Source organism: Streptomyces sp. NBC_01465 (assembly GCF_036227325.1).
Taxonomy (GTDB): Bacteria; Actinomycetota; Actinomycetes; order Streptomycetales; family Streptomycetaceae; genus Streptomyces.
In genome coordinates this window covers 149,681-173,513 of record NZ_CP109467.1, presented here as the reverse complement: position 1 = coordinate 173,513, position 23,833 = coordinate 149,681, and the positions used below count along the sequence as shown (strand labels likewise).

Genomic DNA, 23,833 nt, shown 5'->3' with positions numbered 1-23,833 from the left:
GGGGTTGGGCCGGTTCTTGGCGGTTCCTTCGTTCAGGGCGTGTGGGTGTCGCGGGGTGCGCGGGCCGTGACCAGGACCATGGCGACCACCGATCCGGCGAGCATGATCAGGGCGGCCCATCCGGTGGCGACCGTGAAGCCGTGCACCACACCGGTGTCGGTGATCTCGGCCTTCAGGGCCGGTGTCAGCTGCCCCGTGCGCGCCGCCGCTCCCAGATGGCTGGTGAGGTAGGTGGCCGTGGTCGTCGTCGCGATGGTGTTGAGCAGCGCCGTTCCGACCGAACCGCCCACCTGTTGCGCGGTGTTGACGCTCGCCGACGTGACCCCCGAGTCCTGCGGGGCGACGCCCGCGGTGGCCGTCGCCATCACGGGCATGAACGTGAGGCCCATGCCGAGGCCCAGCATCAGCATCCCCGGCAGGATGTGCGCGGCGTAGCTCGAGTGCGTGTCGAGGAACGTCAGCGTGAAGAGTCCGGCCGCGGCGAGCAGCAGGCCCGGCCCCATCAGGAGCCGCGGCGGTACGTGATGGAGCAGCCGGGCGGAGATCTGCGTCGACCCGATGATGATCGCGATCGACACCGGGAGGAACGCGAAGCCGGTCTTCAGGGGCGAGTAGCCGAGGATGTTCTGGAGGTAGTACGTCATGAACAGGAACAGGCCGAACATGCCGATGGTCGCCAGCCCCATGGTGAGCATGGAGCCGCCGCGGTTGCGGTTCTTGATGATGTGCAGAGGCAACAGGGGGTTCGCCGCCCGGGACTGCCACCAGGTGAACGCGGCGAGCAGCACCACGCCGCCGATGAGGAGGCCGAGCACCGTGGCCGACGTCCAGCCCTTCGACTCCGCCTCGCTCAGTCCGTAGACGACGGCGACGAGCCCGCCGCAGCCGAGGATCGCGCCGGGGATGTCCAGGCGGGCCTCCTTGTGGCCCGCGCGGTCGTGCAGCAGTGAGAGGGCGCCGAAGACGGCGAGTGCGGCGATGGGCACGTTGACGTACAGGCACCAGCGCCAGTCGAGGTACTGGGTGAGGATGCCGCCGAGCAGCAGGCCGAGCGCGCCGCCCGCGCCCGCGATCGCCCCGTAGATCCCGAAGGCCTTTGCTCGCTCCTTTCCGTCCGTGAAGGTCGTGGTGAGGAGCGAGAGGGCGGAGGGCGCGAGTACGGCGGCGAAGACGCCCTGGAGGGCCCGGGCAGCGAACAGCATGCCCGGTCCGGTGGCGGCGCCGCCGATCGCGGAGGCGCCCGCGAAGCCGATGAGCCCGATGATGAAGGTCCGCTTGCGGCCGACCATGTCGGCGACGCGGCCGCCGAGCAGCAGCAGTCCGCCGAAGGCCAGGGTGTACGCGGTGATGACCCACTGGCGGTTGCCGTTGGTGAGGCCGAGCTCGCGCTGGGCGGAGGGCAGGGCGATGTTCACGATGGTCGCGTCGAGGACGACCATGAGCTGTGCGAGGGCGATGACGGAGAGCCCCCACCACCGGCGGCTGTCAGGCTCTCCGTCCTGACCTGCGGAAACTGCGCCTGCCGGCTCTCGGGCTTCACTCATAGGTAACAGAACACCATGAATGGGTTGATATCGCCCTCCCGTCGGAGCGGGTGCGTACGATTCCACGATGACAGGACCCACTGCGGCCGACGGCCTCGTCCGGATCTGCCTGGACCGGCCGCCGCGCGTGGCGAGCGTGGGCGTCGGCGTGCACGGTACGTCGGCCCTGCGCGAGGTGTTCCGGCTGCCGGACCTGTGGCAGCTGCACCTCTACCGGTACGAGGGCGAGCTCACCGTCGACGGCGCCGTGTACGCGATCCGGCCGGGGCATGTCAGCCTGGCGCCGCCCGGAGCCCTGGTGGAGTACCGCTACCGGGGCCGGTCCGAGCATCTGTACGCGCACCTCGAAATCCCTGACTCCGGCCCGCGGTCGATCGTCCCCGTCATGCAGAACGCGGGCGCCCGCGCGCCGGTGCTCGCCGACCTCCTGCAGCAGGCCGTCGCGGTCGCGCCGCGCAACCACGCCCGGGCCTGCGCCGAAGTCTGGGCGGCGCTGTGGCGGGTCGCCGAACTCGCCGCGCCCGGCGGGGGAGCCGAGCGCGGGTCGGGACCCGTCGCCTCGGCCGTCGCCCATGTCGAGGCGCACCTGGCGGAGCCGTTGACCGTGCCCGAAGTGGCACTCGCCGCGGGGGTCTCGCACAACCACCTCATCCGGCTGTTCCGGGCCGAGCTGGGTGTCACGGTGGTCGCGTACATCAGGCGCCGCAGGATGGAGCAGGCCAGGCATCTCCTGCGCGCGTCGACGCTCTCGATCCCGGCCGTCGCGGCCTCGGTCGGCATCGCGGACCTGCAGGCCTTCAACAAGGCGTGCCGACGGGAGCTGGGCGCGTCCCCGCGCGCGATCCGCGCCGTCACACGGTGAGGACCTCGATGCCCATCGCCCGGACGGCATCGAGCTCCGCGCCGTCCGCGCCGCTGTCGGTCACCACCGCGCTGATGTCCGCGAGCGGACAGATCTTGGCGAATGTCGTCCTGCCGATCTTCGTACCGTCCGCGACCACGACCGCACGGGTGCTGTTGCGCAGGAACGCCCGGTCCGTGTGCGCCTCCATCTGGTCGTGCGTACTGCAGCCCTGACCGGTCGTGAGGCCGTCGACCCCGATGAAACTGATGTCCAGGTGGTACTCGTCCAGCATCCGCTCGGCGGCAGGACCCACCAGTTCGTAACTCTCGGAGCGGGCATTGCCTCCGACGACGACGAGCTGGATGTCGGGCCGTACCACCAGATCCGCCGCGATGTTGACCGCATTGGTCACCACGGTGAGACCGCTGCGCCCCGCCAGCACCCGTGCGACCTCGGTGACCGTGGTGCCTCCGGTCAGTCCGACCACGGCGCCGTCGGGCACGAGTGCGGCCGCCGCCACGGCGATGCGCTGCTTCTCGGCCTGCTGCCTGCCGGCGCGATGGCGCAGCGGCAGTTCCGACTCGGCCGTCACGGCGCCGCCGTGAGTGCGCTGCACGAGCCCCTGTTCATGCAGCGTCTGCAGGTCACGGCGGACCGTGGCGCCGGAGACACCGAGGAGTTCCACCAGCACATGGACGTCCGCGCTGCCCGCGGCGGAGACGTGATCGATGATGCGGTTCAGCCGCTCCGTCTTGAGCATGAGTGCAGCGTATCCCTGCGCAGTTCTGCGCAGAACTGCTCATTCGGCAGGGCTTGAGGCCTTGACGCGAGCATTCCTACGCGCTTTGATCCTGCCAAGTGCCCTGGGCGTGCAGCCCGGCACCCAGAGGTGCGCCCAGCCGGTAGCGGGACCGAGTCCCAAGCCCGGCCAAAGTCGCCAGGATCGCAGAAGCGTCCGAGGCGGGGTCGTACCCGCGATTGATGGAGCTCACCGTGCCCGTCAATACCGTTTCGCGTTTCCGGCGCCCCTGGGCCGCCGCAGCCCTGGCCGGCGCCACAGCCGCCGCCGCGCTCTCCGCCGCCACCGCCTCCCCGGCAGACGCCGCCACCGTGCCCCTGCCTCCGGTTCACGCCGGGTTCGACTACCAGATCGGCGGCGCCTACACCCCGCCCGCCGGTGTCCAGGTCGTCAGCCGCGACCGTACGGCGGCCCTCGCGCCAGGCCTCTACAACATCTGTTACGTCAACGCCTTCCAGGTCCAGCCGGGCGAACAGAGCCAGTGGCCCGCCGACCTGCTCCTGCGGGACGCGAACGGCGACGTCGTCATGGACCCGGACTGGGGCGAGGCGCTCCTCGACATCGGCACCGCCGCCAAGCGCGACCGGGTCGCCGCACAGGTCGACCAGTGGATCGACGGCTGCGCCGACAAGGGCTTCAACGCCGTCGAGCCCGACAACTACGACAGCTACACCCGCTCCCAGGGCCTGCTCACGGCCAACAACGCCAAGGCCTTCATCACCCTGCTCTCCGCACACGCACACTCCAGGAACCTGGCCATCGGCCAGAAGAACACCGCGGAACTCGCCGGCAGCAGGACCCAGACCGGCCTCGACTTCGCGGTCGCCGAGGAGTGCGGACAGTACGACGAGTGCGGCGACTACACGGCCGCCTTCGGCGATCACGTGATCGTCATCGAATACACGGCCGGCGGGCTCAAAAAGGCCTGCGCGGGCTGGGGCAGCAAGCTCAGCATCGTGCGCCGGGACGTGGACGTGACCACCCCGGGCAGCTCCGGATACGTGCGCAAGACCTGCTGACGCACCCCCCACCGGCACCCGCGCCGCTCGTACGCCCCCCTCCCGCACGTCTGCAAGGAGTACGTCATGACCCGTATCCGCGGTGCACCGACACCACTCGACCGCCGCCGACTCCTGCGCGGCGGGGCGGCGTTCGCCGCGGGCACCGCGGGTGCGGCGCTCGTCAGCGGCTGCGCGGGCTCGGGGGCCGGCGGCGTCGCAGCGGACGGCACGGTCACCGTCGAGCTCTGGCACGGCCAGACCGACACCGCCAGGAAGGCCGTCGAGTCGCTGGTCGCGGAGTTCAACCGCACCCACCCCCGGATCCGGGTGGACCCGGGCGGCGGCGGGGTGCTCGCCGACGCCATGCTGCAGAAGGTGACGGCCGCGCTGGCCTCCGGCTCGTACCCGGACATCGCCTACGTCTTCGGCTCGGACCTGGCCAGCATCGCCCGCAGCCCCCGCGTCGTCGACCTGACGTCGGCACTGCGCGGCGGCGCGACGCCCTGGACGGACTACTGGGCTCCGGTACGGGAGGCCGTCACCCTCAACGGAAAAGTGCGGGCCGCCCCCGCGGTGCTCGACGCGCTGGCCGTCGTCTACAACAAGGCGCTGTTCCGCCGGGCCGGGATCCCGTACCCCGAGGAGGGCTGGACCTGGGACGAATTCCTCGACACCGCCGGGAAGTTGACCGACTCCGGCCGCGGCGTCTTCGGAACGGGCTGGCCCGGCGTCGGCGACGAGGACACCACCTGGCGGATGTGGCCGATGATCTGGGACCTGGGCGGCGACGTCGTCGCGGACGACGGGCACAGCATCGGCTTCGCGGACCAGGGCGAACGGGCGCTCGCCACGCTGGCTCGACTGGCCGACGACAAGAGCGTCTACATCGACCCCAAGCCCGGCAGCGAGCAGATGTACAAGGTCTTCCTGAGCGGGCGGATGGGGATGGTGGCGACCGGCCCCTGGCAGCTCCCCGACATCATCGACGCGAAGATCGACTACGGCGTGGTGCCGCTGCCCACCTACACCGGGCGCCCTGTCACCATCTCGGGCCCCGACACCTGGACCGTGTTCGACAACGGCTCCGCGCGCTCCCGCGCCGCCATCGAATTCGTCAGCTGGATGAACCGGCCCGAGCAGGACGTCCGCTGGGACATCCAGGCCGGAAGCCTCCCGCTGACCACCGCCACCGCGCGACGCCCGGAGTGGAAACAGCACTCGGCACGGACGACGGGCCTCCAGGTGTTCACCGACGCCCTCGCATCCGCCCGGGTCAGACCCATCCACGCGGCGTACCCGCAGATCTCGATGGCGCTGGGCGAGGCCGTCGTCTCCGTACTCCTGGGCCGGAGGTCTCCGTCCCAGGCCCTGCGCACCTGTGCCGACACGGCCAACGCGGCCCTGCTGATACCCCGATGAGGAAGGCCGTCATGTCACCACTGCCCCGCGCGGTCACCCTCGCGCCCGCCCGGCACAGCACCGTCGCCCGCCCCACGGCGAGCCGCCGCCGGGCGCGCCGGGAATCCGCCACCGCCTGGGGATTCCTCAGCCCCTCGGTGATCGTCATCCTCGGCCTGAGCATCGTCCCCGTCATCTGGTCCCTGCTGCTGTCGTTCCGGGCCGACGACCTCGTCACCCCGGGCCGCTGGGTGGGCCTCGACAACTACCGCGCCCTCGTGCAGGACCCCAACTTCCACACCGCCGTGGGCAATACGCTCCTGTACGCGGCGCTCTACGTACCGCTGAGCCTGGTGGGCGGCCTCGCCCTGGCCCTGGCGCTGAACCGCAGAATCAGGTTCATCGGCATCTACCGCACCCTGATCTTCATCCCGTTCGTCGTCTCCGCGGCGGCCCAGGGCGTGCTCTTCTCCTTCATCCTCGACCCCGAATTCGGCGTCGCCAACTCCCTTCTGCACACACTCGGCATCTCCCCGCAGGGCTTCCTCTCCGACCCCGGCCAGGCGCTGTACCTGCTCGTGATCATCTCGCTGTGGAGCGGCGTCGGATTCTGCGTCATCGTCTACCTCGCCGCCCTGCAGGACGTACCGCCCGAACTCGTGGAGTCCGCCCGCCTCGACGGCGCGGGCCGCTGGACCGTACTGCGCCACATCACCCTGCCGACGCTCACCCCGGTCACCGTCTTCCTGCTGCTGTGGCAGCTGATCGCCGCCCTGCAGGTCTTCGACCTGGTCTACGTCACCACCAAGGGCGGACCCCTCGGATCGACGACCGTCATCGTCTACTTCGTCTGGGAACAGGCCTTCCAGATGTTCACCGCCGGATACGGGGCGTCCGCCGCCTACGTACTCGCGCTCGCCCTGCTCCTCGCGGGCGCCGCACTCCACCTCCACCGGCGCCGCCAGAACCGTACGGAAGGAGCCGTCCGATGACCACGACCGCAGCGGTACGAGAACCACGCCGGGCCGTCGCCCCGGCCGCGGTGGGCGGCGTACGGCGCCGGCGACTGCCCTTCAGCGCCTGGCACCTGCTGCTCGCGCCCCTGTCGCTGGGATTCGCGCTGCCCCTGGTCTGGCTGCTGCTCAGCTCGGTGATGAGCAACGCCGAGATCAACCGGTTCCCGCCCGCGCTGTGGCCGCACGGCATCGACCTCGGCGGATACCGGTACGTCCTCGGCAACGCCATGTTCCCGCGCTGGTTCGCCAACTCCTTCATCGTGGCGGGCACCGCGGTGGTGTCGAACCTGCTGCTGGGCGCGCTCGGCGGCTATGCCTTCGCCCGGATGCGCTTCGCCGGGTCGAGGCTGCTGCTCGGGCTGATGCTGGCGACGATGGTCATCCCGTTCCAGCTGACCATGATCCCGACCTTCCTCGTGATGAAGGAACTGGGGCTCATCGACACACTGGGCGCGCTGATCGTGCCCTCGCTGGTCACGCCGTTCGCCGTCTTCCTGTTCCGGCAGTTCTTCCTCGCACTGCCCAGGGAGATCGAGGAAGCCGCCTGGATCGACGGGTGTTCACGCCTCCGCGTCCTCTTCTCGATCGTCATGCCGCTGGCGCGCCCCGCGCTCGCCACCGTCGCGGTCCTGACCTTCCTGGCCACCTGGAACGACCTGTCGTGGCCGCTCATCGCCATCAACCACGACACCCAGTACACGCTCCAGCTGGGACTCACCACCTTCCAGGGCCTGCACCACACGAGGTGGTCCGCGGTCATGGCGGGCAATTTCATCACCGTACTGCCGGTCCTGGTGGCCTTCCTCCTCGCCCAGAAGACCTTCATCCAGTCACTGACATCGAGCGGCATCAAGGGCTGACCGCCGCCTTGCCGTCTCGTCCGCATCCGAGCAAGCACAAGGAACCGCCATGTCTCCCCCCTTCGACCTGCTCGTGATCGGCGACGCCAATCCCGACGTGGTCCTCGGCCCCGTGCCGCACACCCTCGCCTTCGGCCAGCGCGAACAACTCGTCGACCACGCAGGGTTGGTACTCGGCGGCTCCGCCGCGATCATGGCCTGCGGGGCCGCACGCCTAGGACTGCGCGTGGCGTTCGCCGGCCGGGTCGGCGACGACCCCGCGGGCGCCTTCGTCCGCGCCGCACTCGCCGGGCGCGGCGTCGACGTCACGCACCTGCACACCGATCCCCGACTGCCCACGCCCCTCACCACGATCCTCACCACCGACGACGGGGACCGGGCCATCCTCACCTCGCCCGGATGCCTCGCCGCCACCGGTCCCGCCGACGTGCCCGAGGCGCTGCTGGCATCCGTACGGCACGTCCACGCGGCGTCGTTCTTCCTGATGCCGCACCTCGCACGGTCACTCCACCAGGTGTTCGCCACAGCCCGCTCCCACGGCGCGAGCACCTCCCTCGACACGAACGACGATCCGAGCGGGCGCTGGGACCGCGAACTGCTCCGCCCGGTCCTCGGGGCCACGGACATCCTGTTGCCGAACGCGGCCGAGGCCCGCGCACTCGCCGGCGAGCCCGAACTGCCAGACGCCGCCGCCGCGTTGGCCTGCCGCGGCCCGCTCGTCGTCGTCAAGAACGGGGCCGAAGGGGCCCTCGCCCACAGCGACGCACAACCACCCGTACACGCCGCGGCAGTGCCGGTCGATCCGCTCGACACCGTCGGCGCGGGCGACAGCTTCGACGCCGGATTCATCACCGCGACCCTGCGCGGCCTGGACACCGCGGCCGCCCTGGCCGTCGCCGCCGCCTGCGGGTCACTGTCCGCCCGCGGCCACGGCGGCACCGCGACCCAGCCCACCTGGGCCGAGGCCGTTGCCGCCACCTTGAACCAGGAGGTTCCCTCATGACCGGCAAGACCCGTACCGCCCACGCCCGCAGAGTGAAGATCGTCTTCATGGGCGCGGGCAGCGTCGTCTTCACCCAGGGGCTCCTCGCCGACCTGTTCGCCTTCCCCGAGCTCACCGACATCCATGTCGCCCTGCACGACATCGACGCCGAACGGCTGGCGACCGCCGAGGGCGCCGCCCACCGGATCGCCGACGAGCGCGGGGCCAAGCCGACGATCACCGCGCACGCCGACCGGCGCAGTGCACTCGACGGCGCGACGTTCGTCATCAACATGGTCCAGGTCGGCATGAACGAGGCCACCCGTACCGACTTCGCCGTACCCGCCCGGTACGGACTGCGCCAGACCATCGGCGACACCCTCGGCATCGGAGGCATCTTCCGCGCGCTGCGCACCTTCCCCGTACTGCGCTCACTCGCCGCCGACATGGCCGAACTCTGCCCGGACGCCTGGCTGTTGAACTACACCAACCCGATGGCGATGAACGTCCTCTACCTGAACCGGATCGCGCCGCAGCTGCGCACCGTCGGCCTGTGCCACTCGGTCCACTGGACCATGCACGACCTCGCCGAGCTGGTCGGCGTCCCCTTCGAAGAGGTCTCGTACCTCGCGGCCGGAGTCAACCACCAGGCCTGGGTGCTCCGGTTCGAGCACGAGGGCAAGAACCTCTACCCGCTCCTCGACGAGACCATCGCCAAGGACCCCGGACTGTTGCGCCGCGTACGCGTGGACATGTACCGCAGACTCGGGCACTACCCCACCGAGACCAGCGAGCACTCCTCCGAGTACGTCCCCTGGTATCTGCACCACGACAGCGAGATCGAGCGCCTGCGCCTGCCGGTCGGTGCCTACCTGGACATCATCGAGGAGAACACGGCCAGTTACGAACAGACCCGCCAGGCCCTCGCCTCGGGGGCCCCGCTCCCTGTCGACGCCAGCATGGAGTACGCCCCGCAGATCATCCACAGCCTCGTCACGGGCACCCCGCGCACGGTCTACGGCAACGTCCCCAACCGCGGCCTGATCGACAACCTGCCCGCCGACTCCGTGGTCGAAGTGCCCTGCCTGGCCGACTCCCAGGGCGTCCAGCCCACCCGGATCGGCGCCCTGCCCCCGCAGTGCGCCGCCCTCAACCGTACGTACACGAGCGTCAACGACCTGGTGGTCCGCGCGGCCACGGACGGCGAGCCGCGCCACATCCGGCACGCCGCGATGACGGACCCGGCGACAGCCGCCGCACTCCCGGTGGAGCGGATCTGGGACCTGTGCGACGACCTCGTACGCGCTCACGCGGACCTTCTGCCGCCCGAACTGCGGGCCGAACTGGGGCACTGAGAATTCGTCATGCAAATAACGTGATCCTGCCCCACGCCGCACAGCAAGGCCTGACATGCTGACGGCATGCACCGGTACGAAGCAGCGTCGGTACGGCAGTTGGCCACGGTCGTGGAGCGCGTGGCGCCCCGGGGGACGGGCGACTGGGAGGACCGGGAGCCGGTCGCAGGAGCGGCCGGGATCCCGGCGAAGGTGTCACAGGGCCGGGCCCGTCAGCTCTGGATGGTCGTCGGGATGTGGGACCGGGCGACGGGCCGTTCCGAGATCCCGGACCGGGCACGGCGTTCCGCGCCGCAGTTGTTCACCCCGCCCGCGCTCCGGGCCTTCTGGGAACTGGCGCAGGCGGGGGAGCTGCGGGCACTGACGCCCGAGCGCGGCCGGGACCCCGAACTGCCGGATGCGACGCTGCGGATCGTACGGGACTGCCTGGCGATCCTCGCCTCTCTGGTGCTGCCGCCGGGCACCCGCGTGCGGCTCCCCTCCGTGGAGCAGCCCGAGCCCAAGACACCTGTACGGTCCGCATCGCTGGGAGTTCTGTACCGGCGACTGGCGGAGCTGGCGACGACGGGACCGCTGGAGCGGGACGGCACGGCCCTTTCGTACGAGGACAGGACCCGGCTGCTGGCCATGGTGTCGATCGTGCTCGACGCCGCCCCGCGCTCCGGCGAGCTCGCGGCGCTGCAGCTGGCCGATCTGGCAGCGGGGGAGCGGGCGGTGGGCCTGCGCCGCCGGCAGCAGAAGGCACCTCCGAACCGGGCGGAGGAGATCGCCGCACTGGCCGAGGTCGATCCGTCGTCCGCGCGGGCGGTGCTGTGGGGGCAGCGCCATCAGGTGTCCGAGGCCACCTACCAGCGCATCGTGGCAGCACGCGAAGAGCTGGAGCCGCTTCCCGAAGTCGAGTGGTACCAGCTGCGCCAGGGCACACGGGTGGCCCTGCGGCGCTGGCTCACGGTCCGCGAGCAACTGGTCGAACCCCTCACCGGCGGCCGGTCGGCGCTGTGGGTGACGCTGGTGCCGACCAAGGCGGGCCCGCCGGGGATCTCCCTGCGCCCGCAGGGCCTGACCCAGGCCTTCGCGCGCGGAATGACGGCGCTCAACTGGCTGATGGCCGGCCAGTACGGATGGGAGCCGATGCCGGTCCGGATGGAACAGCTGCGCCGCGCGATCACCGCAGAACCCATGGCGGCTCCGCCCGCGCCGTCCGACGATTCCCCCGGCAAATAACATGACCCAGCTCGTCGTTGCGCGCCCCTGTTCTCACCGGTTTTTGTCCTGCGCGCGGTCTGCTCCGCAGACACGACGCGCCGCCGCTACGCGGCGGTCGAGCACTGGAGCGCTCCGCGCTCACACCCACCGGACCGGAACGCTCCGCGTCCCGCTCGGTGTTGGTGAGGGGGAGCGCTCCGCGCTCCGACTTCCCATGCGGCGCTACCGGGCTCAAGGTCAACGACACCTAGACTGACGCACGCAACTGACGCACACACACGGTGCCCAGTAACAGTGACAGTGAAGGTGACAAGGGAGGTGCAGGAGTAGTGCCGGAGAGGACCATCAACCCCGGGCAGTTCGGCGCTCGAGGGATCAGAGGCAGTGACGCGGTCGCCCGCCGGCTCGACGACCTCGCCGGAGGGATCGCCACACCGGTGACCGTCAAGAGGGGGCTCATGGCCCGTCTCAACTACCTCACGCGTACCCCTCACGCCCGTGCGGCAGCGAAGGCCGCGGGCCTCGCCGTCACCGACCGCACCCTCAATGCCTGGCTGAAGGGGAAGCGCCGCCCCAACAGGGCCAGCCTGGAGAAGATCGAGCGGGCGTACCTGACGGTGCGTCGGCAGAACGTCGCCCAGCACCTGCTCAAGCGGCTCAACTCCGGGGGCGGTACACGGGTGGAGATCCATCCGCTGAACCAGTCCCAGGTGGCCCGCCCCCACCAGCGGGTCGTGGAGTACCGGCAGATGAACGTCCGGCGCTGGGACAGCATCGTCCGCGCCTGGGCGGCCGGCGACGAGCAGGGCCTGGACGACGCGTGGACCGGTGACGTTCTCCCCGACCTGGGCAGCCAGTGGGGGCAGTACGAGATGGTCACGAACGTCGGCTTCGCGGCCTGACACGGGGCCCACGGCCGGCGCTCCACCCCGTCAGCGACTCGAAGCGACCGGGTCGCTGACGGGGGATCATGCCAAACGCACAGGTCGGCGCAGTCCCGGATGCCCGACAGCGACTGAAGCGACTGAATGCTCCTCCTCTGTCAGGACTTCGGGAGACTGATGCCGAGTTCGCGCATCGCCTCCGAGGCGGGGCCGCCTTCGGAGCGCTGCGTCTTGTAGCCCTTGACGCGCGGCGCCACGGTCCTGGGGTCGACCGCCTCGGACGGTGCGCCCGAGGAGTACAGGCCGGCGGGCTGTACGTCGCGGTCGTGCGGGAGCAACCAGAAGACCCGCCGCAGAAAGGTGCCGGAGGCACGGGACGACCTGGCTTCGCCGCTGAGGGTCGCGTAGCCGACCATGCGGCCGGCACGGTGGTAGGCGGGTTTCCCGCGGCGCGTCGGCAGCCGGTCCAGGCTCTGCCGTACGTAGTCCAGGGCGGCGGTGTCCTCGAGCCACACGAGATCGGTCTCGTGGGCGAGCTGTTCGGTCTCCATGAGGGCACTCATCCGCTCTCACTCCCTGTCGGCGTCAAGTCCGAAGTCTCTCCCACCGGGGACACGAAGGTCTGGGAGGAGACAGGGTTGGCCCCTGAAGCTGATCACATCTGCGGCAGTTGCTGTACGGACGTCTGCCCGGACCGCATCAATCCAGCCATCCGGACCCCTCGAGAACTGATCCATTCTCCAGGCAGGGACGTTGGCGTTTCCGACGGAAACGCTAGGGTCGGCCGTACGTTCTGATGCCGTCCTGGAGAACTGATGCCCCCGAGGCCCAAGCGGAAGAGCACCGTGGCACGGCCCGTCGTGGCCCCCGAGGAAGTGCTCTACACGGACAAGGATTACAGCGGCGACACTCTCGACCTGGACCCCGGGAGCCTGTGCCCCAACCCCTTCAACAGGCGTGAGATGAAAGGGGTGCCCGAGCTCGCCGCCACGATCAAGGAGGTGGGGCTCCTGCAGAACATCGCCCACATCCGTGCCGAGGTCTGGATCGCGGCCTACCCGGAGACGGCCGACCGGATCACGGCGCCTCATGTCATCCTCTTCGGCGAGCACCGGTGGCGCGCCGTCCGACTGCTCGGCTGGAAAACGATCCCCAGCGTGCTGCAGGACGACAAGGTCGAATCGGCCCGACTCATCGCGCTGGTCGAGAACCTCCGCCGCTCGCAGCTGAGCCCGCTCGAGGAGGCCGAGCACTATCAGGAGCTCCGGGCGACCGGACTCTCCTACGAGCAGATCGCCGAGAAGGTGGGGGAGACCGTCGACGGCGCACTCTCCAAGGGAACCGTCTGGAAACGGGTCCAACTCCTCAGCCTCGCCCCGGAAGTTCAGGACGCACTGCGCACGGGCCGCCTGAAGGTGAGCGCCGCCCAGAACCTCAACGGGATGGAGGACCACGACCAGCGCGCGTACGTCGCACTCGTCCAGGACGGCATGCGTCCTGCGGAAGCACGGACGCAGATCCTCGCCCGCCACGTTTCCGCCGGAAACGCCGGGCCGTCGAAGACGGCGGAACCCGACACCGCCCCGTACCCGAGGGACCAGGACGAGACGGATCGCCGCGCCGCGGCCGCGGCGCGCGACACCGCCTGCCAGCTGCTGCTGCGGACCGTGGATCCGATGTCCGACGACAGCAGCGAGCTGCTGCTGCGTGTCCTCACCTCCGCCGTCCTGGCGCCGCCCCAGCAGTCCGCGGCCCAGCAGCGGGCCCTGGTGTGGCTGCGCCGCATCGACCGCAACGGTCCGGACGAGACAAGCGCGGGCGCCTACTTCACCGCCGTACAGAACTCCGGCGACGCAGGCCGGCAACGCCTCGCCGCCTTCGCGAGCGGGCTGGCCGCGGCGGAACTGCGGACGGCGGCCCGGCGCCAGTCGTGGGGAAGCCGCGAGATCGGCTATCTGCGGGTGCTCCAGGAGTACGCCCAGTACATACCCGAGACCGAGTGGGAGCAGAAGGAGCTCGGGCTCGTCACGGCAGGGGAGGGGCGATGACCCGCGTCGTGGAACCCCGCTTCCGCCCCAAGTCGCGCCGGTGGCCGCTGATGTACGCGTACCTGGTCGAGTGCGGCGGATCCAGCAAGACCACGAGCGCCACGTCCAAGGCGGTCATCGCCGCCGAGCGCGGATACCCCTCGACGATCTTCGACCTCGACAGCAACATGTCGACGACGAAGGTGCTCGGCTACGACGAGACGTCCCTCAAGGGCAAGAAGACCGTGCTCGATCTGATCCACTGCACCGCGTCGCTCGACGAGGTGGCACTGCCCGCGCGCTACCGGATCGCCGACGGGTACGGCGACGAGGCGTTTCAGACGATCCCGAACCTCCGGGTCGTACCGAGCTGCGCCGCGATGTCCAGCGCGGACACCGCCATCACCGAGGACATCGACCGCTACGACTGGTTCGCCGACGTCCTGCGTTCGTACGACGGCGACGACGACATGTTCTTCATCGACTTTCCCGCCGGCTACGGGCGGATGGTGTACTCCGTGATCCGGATGCTCGACGAGGACGACGCCGTCATCCCCTCGGTCCGTGCCGACCCGAAGGACATCAACATGATCCCGGGGCTCATCCAGGAACTGGAGCGGGTACGGGAGAAGAACCGCGGCCGCCGCTCGGTGCCCGGGCGGCCCACCCTCAAGCACATGCTGCTCACCGGGACGCCGACCGCCAGCTACAAGGAAGCCGCGGCCCGGCGCGCCACCGAACTGGCGGAGGCGAAGTACGGATCGGTCCTGCTGCCGTACGTCCGCTACTCGGCCGACGCGAAGAAGCTCTACGAGGACGCCTGCCCGCTGCCGGTCCTGCTGCCCAACTCCGTCCCCGCCGTCGACTACCGGAAGGTGATGACGCACCTCGGCTTCACCGGCCGGACGTGAGCGCACCGTTTCCGGTGGAAACGCGGGCTCAGGTCCGGCCGATGAAGTCCCAGGCCTCGATGTCGCGGTAGTGGATGGGTCCGGGTCCTCGGCCGAAGTTGCTGCCGACCAGATGAAGGCGCTCCGCCGGCCAGCGGCGCCCCGCGAAACCGTCGAGTCCGGCGGCGGCCTCCACCGCGAAGGCCGGGGCATCCCGGCGGGCACGGGCCAGCGTGAGATGAGGGCGCAGCGGCCGGTCCTCGAACACGACCCCACAGGCCTTGACCGCGGCACGCACCTCGGCGGCCAGCAGCTGCAGTGCCTCCACGTCTCCGTCGACGCCGCTCCACAGCACGCGCTCGTCGAAGTGCCCGCCCCCGCGCAACTGCAGCTCCACGGACCGCCGGTCGGCGGCGAGTTCGGCCAGCGGCGGCCGCAGCAGCGGAACGGTCGCGACCGGAAGTTCCCCGAGGAACGCCAGGGTGATGTGCCAGTCCTCGATCCGGTTCCACCGCATGCGCGGGTACGCGTCGTACGCCGGGCGAAGCGCCTGCGCCAGTTCCTGCTTCGCGTCGTCGGGCGGGGCGAGGGCGATGAAGACGCGCGTGGTCGCGGGCCTGATCTGTTCGTTCACGGATCAATTCGTACCGCACCCGCCGAGCGCCCCGACAGTCAGCGAGGTGACCTCCGTACGGTCCAGCCAGGGCTGCTCCCAGACGGTCGCCTCCACGAGCTGGGCGGACGGACCCGGATCGATGGTGAAGGACACCCGGTAGTTGCTGCCTGCCACGATCTGGTGAGAGGCACTCACCACCCGTCCCATGCGGTGGACACCTCCCGCGGCGGACGCCGAGTTGAGGTGCGCCAGGACGAAGCCGGCCACACGTACCGCATCCTTGTGGTTCGGCGCCAGGGCCGACCACCCGCCTGCCGCAGCAGCTCCCATGTTCCGCCCGTCCCTCTCGTCCGGCATGCACGTTTTGTGCGTTCTCCAGATACTGCCCTCAGACGGTGGGGCCGAACTTCTCGATGAAGCGTCCGGTGAACAGATCCGCGCCCTTGTAGGCGGAGACCATCGCCGGCTCGGCGAGGACCGGGCCATCGGGAGAGGGCAGCTGTCCCACACCGCCACCCGTTCCGAGCGGGAGAAGGATCACGGGAAAGGGCGTCGGCCGGTAGGTGGCGGTGGGCTTCCCGCCCTTCAACTGGGCGGTGATGTTCTCGACCACCACCTCGGCGTGCTGCATCGCGTAGCCGGCCATCTTGGCCTCCGCGACGTCCGTGATGTCACCGACCGCGTAAATGTGGTCGTGCCCCTCGACGTTGAGCGTCCCGGTCACCGGCACCTGGCCCTGCGCGTTGAGCGGGGTGAGCCTTCCGTCGGCGAGGTAGCCGCTGTTGGTCCGCACACCATGGGCGCGGAACCAGATGTCGGCACCGATCTCACCGCCGTCCGCAGTCGTGACGGTGAAGGGGCCGAACGTGCCTGCCCGGGTGCCCGGCTGCGTTTCCAGGCCGGCGCCCAGGAGCACCTCGACACCCAGCGCGTCGAGCTGACGGCGGAGCTCCTCGGCGAGATCCGGCCGGAAACCGGGGAGGAGTTCGCCGGCGGGATCGACGACGGTCACCCTCTTGCCGGGCCAGACCTCCTTGATCTCCCCGGCCAGTTCGAGCCCGACCGGCCCCGCACCGAGAATCAGCACCCGGTCCGACTGGAGCAGCTCCTTGTGGGTGAGGCGCAGGTCCTCCAGCGCGTCACCGGTCGCGTCGGAACCGGGCTTGGCCGGGTAGGCGTAGCTCGATCCGGTGGCCAGGACCACGTAGTCCGCCGCGACGTGTTCGCCCGAGGCGAGCGTGACGCCACTGGGGTCCACCGAGGCCGCACGGTCGCGGATCACCCTGCCCCGGGAGAGCAGCGTCTCGAAGGGGAAGAACATGTTGCCCGCCCAGTCGGGGCGGGTCAGTGCCCGCAGGGACGCGGCCGCGTTCACGAACGCGTCCCGGGGGTCGATGAGGACGACGTCGGCCTCGGCTTCCAGCGCCTTGGCCACCGCGACGCCTCCGTAGCCTCCACCGATGACTGCGACTGTACGGTTCATGATCTTTCGCTCCCACGGACGACGAGTTGAGTTCGTACTACGAACCATAATGGTTCGTAGTACGAACTGCAATCCGGTGTCGGTGGCGCCCGGAGTCGCTGTACGAGCACTCAAGTCCCGCTTGAACGCGGCCTGTTGGGGAGCGACCGAAGCCGAGCGACCGAAGGAATGTGTGGCCGTTCCATGGGTCTTGGGAAAAGCGGCTGGTCAGGTGCTTGTTCCTGGAGGGGCAGCGACCGAAGCGACTGAAGGTCCGGGTATGCGGAGACATTCGCGTGTGCGTGTATGCGCGTGTGCTTCATATAGGGGCGAGTTGGGTCGCTTGAGTCGCTGATCACTGTTGCGTACCCTGCCTGAGCTGCGCTTTCCCGCTCGGTGTCCGGCAGCGACCGAAGGTGGTCCCGGTCGCTGGGGTGAGGGCCGGGACGCCCGGACCGGCGATCGTCCCACCGGCCCCAACCGCACGAATTTTCATACCAGTTTCGCTAACCTGTTTCTGTCATTGAGTCGCTTCAGTCGCTAACGGGAGAAATGCATGGCTGCTGAGCTGCGGGTTTCACGCAGCGAACAGTCGGTCGGTGGTCGGTCGTTGGCGACGGCCAAGTGGTGTGCGGGCAAGGGGTGGCCGGTCCATCCCCTGGCCGCCGGGCGCAAGACTCCTGCGGGCAACTGCGACACCTGCCGTGCCGCGGGACACACCTACGAGGGCTGTTCCTGCCTGGAGGACGGCCGTTGGTGCCACGGCTTCCGTGCCGCCACCCTCGATCCGGCCCGGATCGAGCGCTGGTGGGGAACCGGTCCAGGCCCCGGCCTGGGCGTGGGCGTCGCCTGCGGGCTCTCCGGACTGGTCGTCATCGACATCGACGCGCACGCGCAGCCGTTGCCCGACCGTTCGCGGCTCCTGCCGGGCATCCCCATCGCCGAAGGCGTCGATCTCACGGGACTCGCCGACGGCTTCCACACCCTCGGGGTGCTGGCTGCCCTGCGCGGCGTCAGGAGCCCCGCCGAGGACACCTCCACCCTGCGCGTACGCACCCCTTCCGGCGGCCTGCACGTCTGGTACCGGTCCCTGCCCGGACACCGCTGGCAGTCCTCCACCGGCTCCAGCAGCGGCCGTGCCCTCGCCTGGCAGGTCGACATCCGGGCACACGGCGGCTACATCGTCGCGCCCGGAACCCGTACCACCGACGGTGCCTACACCCCGGTCGGCGCGGCCCGTGACCCCGGATTACTCCCCGACTGGCTCGCGGCCGAGCTGGAGCGCACCGGGCACCTCGCCCCGGCCCGCCGCACGCCGGTGCACCGCGTCGTTCCCCCGCCCCGGGCCCGCCAGGCCGTCGCGGCCGCGGGCGGCGGCCGCACCGCCGCCTCGAAGGCACTGGACAAGGTCCTGTCCGAAGTAGCAGCGTGCGCCGCCCTGCCGGAGGGCGCCGCCTTCTCCGAGAAGCTCAACCGGGCCGCCTACACGGCGGGCGGACTCGTCGCCGCGGGCCATCTCTCTTGGGCCGACGCCGAACGGACCCTCACCGAGCTCGCCGCCGGCGTACGCCCCGGGCAGGAACGCCGCTGCGAAGCCATCATCCGCAGCGGCCTGCACGCCGGCGAACGGCGCCCCCTCGCCCTCGGGGGCCGGTCTTGAACACCCACGACGACAACGCCCTGTTCAACTTCGATGCCGAGAAAGTGGCCGCTCAGATCCTCGCCGGCGCCCAGCCCCCGCCGCCCTCGCTGCAGGTGCCGCTGCCGCGCAGTGAAGTGCAGCCCGAAGTGGCCGTTGCCCAGGGCCTGTTACCCGACACGCTCACCGACCGCGGCAACGCCAAACTGTTCGTGAAGCTGTACGCGGGCGACTACCGGCACGTCCCCGGACTGGGCTGGTACCGCTGGGACGGCAACCGCTGGCGCATCGACGAGGACGACACCGTGCTGTGGGCCGCCGGCGACCTGGCCGAGGCCATCGCCCCCGACGACCCCCGCGGCATCCACTCCGCGGCCGCCCTGCTGCAGCACCGACGGCGCGCCCTGTCCACCAGCGGGATGAACGCCATGCTCACGCAGGCGAAATCGGCCCCCGGAATGGTGCTCAACGCCGCGCTCCTGGACGCCGACCCCTACGCCCTGTGCACCCCGGCAGGCATCGTCGACCTCCGTACCGGAATCCTCCGCAGGGCCGAACCGGACAGGGACTTCCACTCCCGCGCCACCTCGCTGCCGCCACGGCCCATGCCCACCCCGCGCTGGATGCGGTTCCTCGCCGACACCTTCGGCGACGGAACCGAGGGCGCAGAGATGATCGACTTCCTGCACCTGATGCTCGGCTACTCGGTCACCGGCGACGTCGGCGGACAGGTCATGCCCTTCCTGTTCGGCTCCGGCAAGAACGGGAAGTCGGTCCTCCTCGACGTCCTCATGAAGCTGCTCGGCGACTACGCGGACGCCGCGCCGCCCGGCTTCCTGATGGCCCGCCCCTACGAGGGCCACCCCACCGACCTCGCCGAACTCCACGGCCGCCGCGTCATCGTGTGCAGCGAGGTCAAGCCGGGCGACAAGTTCGACGAGGCCCGGGTCAAGCTGCTGACGGGCGGCGACCGGATCAAGGCGCGGCGGATGCGCCAGGATTTCTTCTCGTTCGGGCCCACCCACAAACTCTGGCTTCTCGGCAACCACCGGCCCGAAGTCGGCAGCGGCGGCTTCGCGTTCTGGCGCAGGATGCGCCTCATCCCGTTCGAGCGGGTCGTCTCCGACGAACGCAAGGTGGACAACCTCGCCGACATCCTGGTGACCGAGGAGGGCCCCGGCATCCTCAACTGGCTGATCGAAGGCGCCCGTCGCTATCTGCGGGGCGAGAAGGACCTCACCGGCCCCGAGCGGGTGCGCATCGCGACGACGGCGTACGCGGAGACGGAGGACCACACCGGGCGGTTCATCGGCGAGTCCTGTGCGCTCCACCCCGAACTGCGGGCGGAACAGGCGCAGTTGTACGCCGCCTACCGGGCATGGTGCCACCATGAGGGTGCTCCCGCCGCATCTTCCAGAGCCTTCGCCGCCCGGATCCGCGAGGTGGTGGGCCTCGAGTCACCGAAAGAGATGATCCTTTCCAACCAGCGCAAGTACTACCCGGGCATCGGACTGCTCACCATGCTTGCCGACGAGGAGACAGCATGAGCGCCCTCATCGAGGAGGACGAGATCTCCCAGGAAGCCGAACTGGTCTGGCTCGAGGACGTGGGCACCCTGGACTACGTACGGCAGAGCCTGGACCGGCTGCCCACGCGGCGCGGCAGACCCGCCTACCACCGCGACGGACGCATGGTCGGCTACGCGGTGCTCGGCCCGCAGGCCAAGGCGTCCCGCTCCTCGGGGACGTTCCGCCGCAGAGTGTTCTGGCTGCTGCCGCACGACAGGGACGCCGATCCCGCAGGCCTGTACGCGAGTTCGGCGCCGGCGGAGGCGATCGACCCGCGAACGCTGACGCCCTGCGCCAAGGGCTACAAGACGGAGCGCTCGGAAGGCGGGCCGCCGTCGCGGGCGATGCGCGAGATGGGCATCACGCTGCCGCTGTGACGCCGGCGGAGGGAGAGGTTCCCGGCAGCGGCCAAGTCGGCTTCTAGGCTCCGTCGAGTGGCACACGGCACCGTCGGAACAGCACGCGGACCCTGCGTGGACTGTTCACCTGGCGGAAGGAAGTCGGCCCCATGGTTGCCACTCCGTGGAACGCGAGGTTCGAGGCGATCCTCAGGCAGAGCCTGCCCGGCCTGGGCGCCGATGCGGTACCGGCCGCCGATGTGCCCATGGTGGCGTACGGGCTGGACTCCATCGCGCTCATGGGCATGGTCGGCGCACTCGAGTCGGGATTCGGCATCAGCCTCGCCGGTCAACTCGCCGTCCCCGTACGGACGCTCACCGCCGGCCATCTCTGGGGCATTGTCTCCGCCGTGACGAACCCGGTGTGGGACAACGGCAGGCCGCCGTCGGCCGGAAGCGCGGGACTCGGAACGGCCCCCTGGGCCGTGGCCTGAGCCGTGGTCGGCCCGGTACGGCAGCCGGTGCCGGGCGGGATGTTGAGCATCTCCCGCCCGGGGCTCGGGTTCAGGCCGTCTTCGGGGTGTCGAGCAGCGTGGTGTCGAGGAGCTCGGTCTCCGTCTCCAGGACTGCCGTCCGAGCCAGCTCCTCGGGGTTCTCGGCGTTGTCCAGGGTGGTCGTGGTGTCAGCCATATCAGCCTCCAGGGTCTCGTTGCCACCGCGGTGTGCGGTGGGCTGAGTAGAGCGTGGAGACCTGCCCTCGCGCCCCTCTGGAGTCTCTTTGGACCCGCTTCGTCGACCTGGGCTCCAGCCTTCGACGAGTGCCGCCCGTCATCCTGACGCGTACGAGGAGGCCGACCGACGAGGGGGGACACGATGTCACCGGCACAGGGAACGGCACAGGCGGATGTCCAGGGCATGGTGCTCACTTCCTGCCGGACGGGTCGGCCCCGGGTCCTGCTGGTGCAGGGCGGTCCGGGCTGCGGCAAGACCGCGCTGCTCGACCTTGTGGCGGAACGGGCACGTACTGCCGGGGCGCAGGTGCTCACCGCGGGCGCGGGCCGGCCCGGCGAGCCGTGGGGCGTCATCCGTGAACTGACCGCAGGACGACCGGACTTCGCCCGCAGCCGTACCCTGCAGGAGGACAGCGCCTGCCACCCGGACAGTGCGGCCGCGGCCTTCCGGGCCGACCTGCGGGCACTCGCGGCCACCGGCCCTGTGGTGTTGTGTGTCGACGACGTCCAGCGGGCGGATCCGGCGTCCGTCCGGCATCTGCGCAATCTCGCACGCCACATGCCCTTCGCGCCGATCGTCATGGTCCTCACTGCTCCGGCACACGGCACGCGAGAGGAGGACTTGCTCACGGAGAAGGTGCTGCGCCGCCCGCATGTGCACCGTCTGAGGCTGAGTCTGCTCACCTCTGAGGACGTCGAGCGGACACTTGAGGCCGAGACCGCGGCGCACGGGCCGGATCTGCGCCGGACAGCAGCCCGCCTGCACCGCCTCAGCGGAGGCAATCCCCTGCTCCTGCGAGCCCTGATCGAGGAGAACGCGGTTCTCCAACAGCCCGCCTGTGACGGCTTGTTCGCACGCGCGGTCACCGACTGCCTGCGGCGCAGCGGCCCGGAAGCGGTCGCCACCGCCCGCGCACTCGCCGTCCTCGGCGACCATCCGATCGGCGGGAACCTCGTCGACGGCCTGGTGGACGGAGGTACGCCCGAGGTGCTGACGGGACTGGCCGCACTGCGTGAGTGCGGCCTCCTCGACGGTCTGGTACGCCGGGAGCCGGCGGTGCGTGCCGCTGCCCTCGGCGACAGCGACGTACCGACCCGGGCCCGGCTGCGGTTGCGTGCCGCGCACGCCCTGCGTGCGGCCCAGGCTTCACCGGCGGCGGTCGCCGCACCGCTGCTCGCCCTGGTGGCGGACGGCGCGCACGGCGGCCTGCGCACCACGGACCGGGAACTTCTGGCCGACACGGCACGGGATCTGTTCGAGGAGGCGCACGTACTGCGTGAGCGGGGGCAGGCGGCCCGCGGAGTCTCGCTTCTTCAGGCCGCCCGTCGTCTGGCGCCGCGCGCAACGCTGGTTTCTACCGCATGGTCGGTTTCTTCATCGTAGGAGCGGGGGAGCGGCCGGCTCTCCCAAGGATCCGCAGACCTGTGCGGTGAAGACACAATTGCCGTCCTGTGTGCCCGTGACCAGGACGTCGGCCGTGCCCTCGGCGGAGGGCACCCACGACGCTTCGACCCAGCACGGGGAGTCGAACTCGGCGTACCGCAGGAACTCGGCATGCAAGTACGACGGCGTCAGTGTGTCCGGCCGGGCGAGGCTGCAGGCGGCCTGACGTGCGGCCTCGAGGAGGACCATGCCCGGGATGTGGTCGGCGTTGTGATCGAACAGGATCGGGTGCCGCGGGTCGGGGTCGAGGAGCCAGCGGCCGGGCCGGTCGCCCGGTGCGAGCACCACGTCGAAGGGGAGGATCCTGCCGAGCGCCGTCGGCGCGTCCGCACCGACGGGGTGGAGCCTGCGGGCGCATCTGGCGCCGGCGGCCGCGCCGCGCAATCGCCGGTAGGCCGCGGGGGCGATGCAGGAAAAGCGGCCTCCGCCGGCGGCGCAGCGCACTCCGTCGCGCTCGACGGTGATGTGCATGGTGAACTCTGCGAGACGTTTGCCTTTCCATTTCATGTCGGTGCATGACGCGATCAGGCTCAGCTCGCTGGGCACCGGCCCTATGAACAGGTGCTCCGAGTTCGTTGTCACTGTCATGTCCCACATGAGGAACTGGTGGCCGAGCGGCACGCCGAACTCCGCGTGGGCCAGGTAGAGCCCCACCTGACGAATCGTTTCCACCGCCTGCATCGGGTCGTGCCGGGCGCCGTCCGCGCTGGTGAAGAACGTGTGGGCGCGGGGCCACTGACCCGTCAGCGAGAAGTGGGTCTCGTCCAGCCTTTCGCAGCCGCTCAGGAAGACTTCGGCAAGGCTGGACCGGTGCACATACTCGCGCGGCACTGTCGTCGTGAGCCGCGGCATGGTGGAGATATCGGGGGAAGCGGGCATTTCGTCCGGTGGAGTGGGCGCTGAGCTGTTTTGTCTGGGGGACGCCAGCAGGGTCACTTTGGTCTCCGTCTCGCAGCCGGTGGATCGGGAAAGACCGTGCAGATAAGTAAGATACGAACCTACCGGTTTTCTTTTCAAGGCCTACAGCGATGCGCCGCGTCTTGGGCACCGTGTGAGACCGAAGTGATCTCAAGTGCCAAGCGGACAGGTGCATTCCGCTCCTGGCAATCGGGTCGGAGGGGGTCGCGGTTGTACCCGATCCGGATCAAGAACGCCCGAGGATGCCTCTCGTGGACACCCTTTGCCGCGGCTATAGTAAACCGGTCTTGCGGTTTTTATTTTTCTGGAGC

Annotated in this window: 24 protein-coding genes; 16 read left to right on the top strand and 8 right to left on the bottom strand. The window is 70.1% G+C overall.

Annotated features, from left to right (window positions below):
* Positions 1-32: 32 nt before the first annotated feature.
* A complete protein-coding gene (locus tag OG707_RS00675; protein WP_329113132.1) occupies positions 33-1,544 on the bottom strand; it encodes an MFS transporter in 1,512 nt (503 codons plus the stop codon).
* Between the two features lie 67 nt (positions 1,545-1,611).
* Here OG707_RS00675 and OG707_RS00670 point away from each other — a divergent pair, with 67 nt between their 5' ends.
* Positions 1,612-2,406: an AraC family transcriptional regulator gene (locus OG707_RS00670; RefSeq protein WP_329113129.1), complete on the top strand. Its 795-nt coding sequence runs from the start codon at positions 1,612-1,614 to the stop codon at positions 2,404-2,406.
* On the opposite strand, the gene OG707_RS00665 is transcribed toward OG707_RS00670, so the two are convergent.
* Positions 2,396-3,148 (bottom strand): DeoR/GlpR family DNA-binding transcription regulator, encoded by a 753-nt coding sequence (locus tag OG707_RS00665; protein ID WP_329113127.1) that lies wholly within the window; start codon positions 3,146-3,148, stop codon positions 2,396-2,398. The two genes, OG707_RS00670 and OG707_RS00665, sit on opposite strands and share 11 nt — an antisense overlap.
* 221 nt (positions 3,149-3,369) lie before the next feature.
* Here OG707_RS00665 and OG707_RS00660 point away from each other — a divergent pair, with 221 nt between their 5' ends.
* The 8 genes from OG707_RS00660 (at position 3,370) to OG707_RS00625 (ending at position 11,907) form a co-directional block, all read left to right on the top strand.
* On the top strand, positions 3,370-4,206 hold the full coding sequence (locus OG707_RS00660) for an endo alpha-1,4 polygalactosaminidase (RefSeq protein WP_443071251.1): 837 nt from the start codon (positions 3,370-3,372) through the stop codon (positions 4,204-4,206).
* Positions 4,207-4,272: 66 nt separating this feature from the next.
* Positions 4,273-5,607 carry an ABC transporter substrate-binding protein gene (locus OG707_RS00655; protein WP_329113125.1) on the top strand — a complete coding sequence of 445 codons (1,335 nt, stop codon included), beginning with the start codon at positions 4,273-4,275 and terminating at the stop codon, positions 5,605-5,607.
* A gap of 11 nt (positions 5,608-5,618) precedes the next feature.
* The gene (locus tag OG707_RS00650; protein ID WP_329113123.1) at positions 5,619-6,578 is read left to right on the top strand and encodes a carbohydrate ABC transporter permease; all 960 of its coding nucleotides are present in this window, start codon (positions 5,619-5,621) and stop codon (positions 6,576-6,578) included.
* Positions 6,575-7,462: a carbohydrate ABC transporter permease gene (locus tag OG707_RS00645; RefSeq protein ID WP_329113121.1), complete on the top strand. Its 888-nt coding sequence runs from the start codon at positions 6,575-6,577 to the stop codon at positions 7,460-7,462. The genes OG707_RS00650 and OG707_RS00645 overlap by 4 nt, the downstream gene beginning before the upstream one ends.
* Before the next feature lie 49 nt (positions 7,463-7,511).
* The gene (locus OG707_RS00640; RefSeq protein ID WP_329113119.1) at positions 7,512-8,465 is read left to right on the top strand and encodes a carbohydrate kinase family protein; all 954 of its coding nucleotides are present in this window, start codon (positions 7,512-7,514) and stop codon (positions 8,463-8,465) included.
* Positions 8,462-9,799 carry an alpha-glucosidase/alpha-galactosidase gene (locus OG707_RS00635; RefSeq protein WP_329113117.1) on the top strand — a complete coding sequence of 446 codons (1,338 nt, stop codon included), beginning with the start codon at positions 8,462-8,464 and terminating at the stop codon, positions 9,797-9,799. Before OG707_RS00640 ends, OG707_RS00635 begins: the two co-directional genes overlap by 4 nt.
* 66 nt (positions 9,800-9,865) lie before the next feature.
* Positions 9,866-11,023 (top strand): hypothetical protein, encoded by a 1,158-nt coding sequence (locus tag OG707_RS00630; protein WP_329113115.1) that lies wholly within the window; start codon positions 9,866-9,868, stop codon positions 11,021-11,023.
* Positions 11,024-11,334: 311 nt separating this feature from the next.
* Complete coding sequence (locus tag OG707_RS00625; protein WP_329113113.1) at positions 11,335-11,907, top strand: transcriptional regulator; 573 nt, start codon at positions 11,335-11,337, stop codon at positions 11,905-11,907.
* 140 nt (positions 11,908-12,047) lie between these two features.
* Here OG707_RS00625 and OG707_RS00620 read toward each other — a convergent pair whose 3' ends face one another.
* On the bottom strand, positions 12,048-12,452 hold the full coding sequence (locus OG707_RS00620) for a DUF6009 family protein (protein ID WP_329113111.1): 405 nt from the start codon (positions 12,450-12,452) through the stop codon (positions 12,048-12,050).
* Positions 12,453-12,734: 282 nt separating this feature from the next.
* Between OG707_RS00620 and OG707_RS00615 the strand changes: the two genes are divergently transcribed.
* Entirely contained in the window at positions 12,735-13,937 is a 1,203-nt protein-coding gene (locus OG707_RS00615; protein ID WP_329113109.1) for a ParB/RepB/Spo0J family partition protein, read from the top strand.
* On the top strand, positions 13,934-14,827 hold the full coding sequence (locus OG707_RS00610) for a ParA family protein (protein ID WP_329113107.1): 894 nt from the start codon (positions 13,934-13,936) through the stop codon (positions 14,825-14,827). Before OG707_RS00615 ends, OG707_RS00610 begins: the two co-directional genes overlap by 4 nt.
* 28 nt (positions 14,828-14,855) lie before the next feature.
* Here OG707_RS00610 and thpR read toward each other — a convergent pair whose 3' ends face one another.
* From thpR to OG707_RS00595, 3 genes are read right to left on the bottom strand one after another with little or no spacing between them, the layout of a single operon-like run.
* Positions 14,856-15,440 (bottom strand): RNA 2',3'-cyclic phosphodiesterase, encoded by a 585-nt coding sequence (gene thpR / locus OG707_RS00605; RefSeq protein ID WP_329113105.1) that lies wholly within the window; start codon positions 15,438-15,440, stop codon positions 14,856-14,858.
* Positions 15,441-15,443: 3 nt separating this feature from the next.
* Positions 15,444-15,779, bottom strand: a complete 336-nt coding sequence (locus OG707_RS00600) for a cystatin domain-containing protein (RefSeq protein WP_329113103.1) — start codon at positions 15,777-15,779, stop codon at positions 15,444-15,446.
* A 31-nt stretch (positions 15,780-15,810) separates the two neighbouring features.
* Entirely contained in the window at positions 15,811-16,905 is a 1,095-nt protein-coding gene (locus OG707_RS00595) for an NAD(P)/FAD-dependent oxidoreductase (protein ID WP_329113101.1), read from the bottom strand.
* 535 nt (positions 16,906-17,440) lie between these two features.
* Between OG707_RS00595 and OG707_RS00590 the strand changes: the two genes are divergently transcribed.
* From OG707_RS00590 to OG707_RS00575, 4 genes are all read left to right on the top strand, one after another.
* Complete coding sequence (locus tag OG707_RS00590) at positions 17,441-18,544, top strand: bifunctional DNA primase/polymerase (protein WP_329113099.1); 1,104 nt, start codon at positions 17,441-17,443, stop codon at positions 18,542-18,544.
* Complete coding sequence (locus OG707_RS00585; RefSeq protein WP_329113097.1) at positions 18,541-20,070, top strand: DNA primase family protein; 1,530 nt, start codon at positions 18,541-18,543, stop codon at positions 20,068-20,070. Before OG707_RS00590 ends, OG707_RS00585 begins: the two co-directional genes overlap by 4 nt.
* On the top strand, positions 20,067-20,468 hold the full coding sequence (locus tag OG707_RS00580; RefSeq protein ID WP_329113095.1) for a DUF6009 family protein: 402 nt from the start codon (positions 20,067-20,069) through the stop codon (positions 20,466-20,468). Before OG707_RS00585 ends, OG707_RS00580 begins: the two co-directional genes overlap by 4 nt.
* 131 nt (positions 20,469-20,599) lie before the next feature.
* Positions 20,600-20,923, top strand: coding sequence for an acyl carrier protein (locus OG707_RS00575; RefSeq protein WP_329113093.1), 324 nt, complete (start codon positions 20,600-20,602; stop codon positions 20,921-20,923).
* 70 nt (positions 20,924-20,993) lie between these two features.
* On the opposite strand, the gene OG707_RS00570 is transcribed toward OG707_RS00575, so the two are convergent.
* Complete coding sequence (locus OG707_RS00570) at positions 20,994-21,119, bottom strand: hypothetical protein (protein ID WP_329113090.1); 126 nt, start codon at positions 21,117-21,119, stop codon at positions 20,994-20,996.
* A gap of 183 nt (positions 21,120-21,302) precedes the next feature.
* Here OG707_RS00570 and OG707_RS00565 point away from each other — a divergent pair, with 183 nt between their 5' ends.
* Positions 21,303-22,544 carry an ATP-binding protein gene (locus tag OG707_RS00565; RefSeq protein ID WP_329113087.1) on the top strand — a complete coding sequence of 414 codons (1,242 nt, stop codon included), beginning with the start codon at positions 21,303-21,305 and terminating at the stop codon, positions 22,542-22,544.
* Here OG707_RS00565 and OG707_RS00560 read toward each other — a convergent pair.
* Entirely contained in the window at positions 22,536-23,540 is a 1,005-nt protein-coding gene (locus tag OG707_RS00560; protein WP_329113085.1) for a ScbA/BarX family gamma-butyrolactone biosynthesis protein, read from the bottom strand. The genes OG707_RS00565 and OG707_RS00560 overlap by 9 nt on opposite strands.
* Positions 23,541-23,833: the final 293 nt, after the last annotated feature.

Coding starts and splice junctions, on each gene's coding strand:
- OG707_RS00675 (WP_329113132.1), bottom strand. CDS start 1,544: ATGAGTGAAGCCCGAGAGCCGGCAGGCGCAGTTTCCGCAGGTCAGGAC.
- OG707_RS00670 (WP_329113129.1), top strand. CDS start 1,612: ATGACAGGACCCACTGCGGCCGACGGCCTCGTCCGGATCTGCCTGGAC.
- OG707_RS00665 (WP_329113127.1), bottom strand. CDS start 3,148: ATGCTCAAGACGGAGCGGCTGAACCGCATCATCGATCACGTCTCCGCC.
- OG707_RS00660 (WP_443071251.1), top strand. CDS start 3,370: ATGGAGCTCACCGTGCCCGTCAATACCGTTTCGCGTTTCCGGCGCCCC.
- OG707_RS00655 (WP_329113125.1), top strand. CDS start 4,273: ATGACCCGTATCCGCGGTGCACCGACACCACTCGACCGCCGCCGACTC.
- OG707_RS00650 (WP_329113123.1), top strand. CDS start 5,619: ATGTCACCACTGCCCCGCGCGGTCACCCTCGCGCCCGCCCGGCACAGC.
- OG707_RS00645 (WP_329113121.1), top strand. CDS start 6,575: ATGACCACGACCGCAGCGGTACGAGAACCACGCCGGGCCGTCGCCCCG.
- OG707_RS00640 (WP_329113119.1), top strand. CDS start 7,512: ATGTCTCCCCCCTTCGACCTGCTCGTGATCGGCGACGCCAATCCCGAC.
- OG707_RS00635 (WP_329113117.1), top strand. CDS start 8,462: ATGACCGGCAAGACCCGTACCGCCCACGCCCGCAGAGTGAAGATCGTC.
- OG707_RS00630 (WP_329113115.1), top strand. CDS start 9,866: ATGCACCGGTACGAAGCAGCGTCGGTACGGCAGTTGGCCACGGTCGTG.
- OG707_RS00620 (WP_329113111.1), bottom strand. CDS start 12,452: ATGAGTGCCCTCATGGAGACCGAACAGCTCGCCCACGAGACCGATCTC.
- OG707_RS00610 (WP_329113107.1), top strand. CDS start 13,934: ATGACCCGCGTCGTGGAACCCCGCTTCCGCCCCAAGTCGCGCCGGTGG.
- OG707_RS00600 (WP_329113103.1), bottom strand. CDS start 15,779: ATGCCGGACGAGAGGGACGGGCGGAACATGGGAGCTGCTGCGGCAGGC.
- OG707_RS00595 (WP_329113101.1), bottom strand. CDS start 16,905: ATGAACCGTACAGTCGCAGTCATCGGTGGAGGCTACGGAGGCGTCGCG.
- OG707_RS00590 (WP_329113099.1), top strand. CDS start 17,441: ATGGCTGCTGAGCTGCGGGTTTCACGCAGCGAACAGTCGGTCGGTGGT.
- OG707_RS00580 (WP_329113095.1), top strand. CDS start 20,067: ATGAGCGCCCTCATCGAGGAGGACGAGATCTCCCAGGAAGCCGAACTG.
- OG707_RS00575 (WP_329113093.1), top strand. CDS start 20,600: ATGGTTGCCACTCCGTGGAACGCGAGGTTCGAGGCGATCCTCAGGCAG.
- OG707_RS00570 (WP_329113090.1), bottom strand. CDS start 21,119: ATGGCTGACACCACGACCACCCTGGACAACGCCGAGAACCCCGAGGAG.
- OG707_RS00565 (WP_329113087.1), top strand. CDS start 21,303: ATGTCACCGGCACAGGGAACGGCACAGGCGGATGTCCAGGGCATGGTG.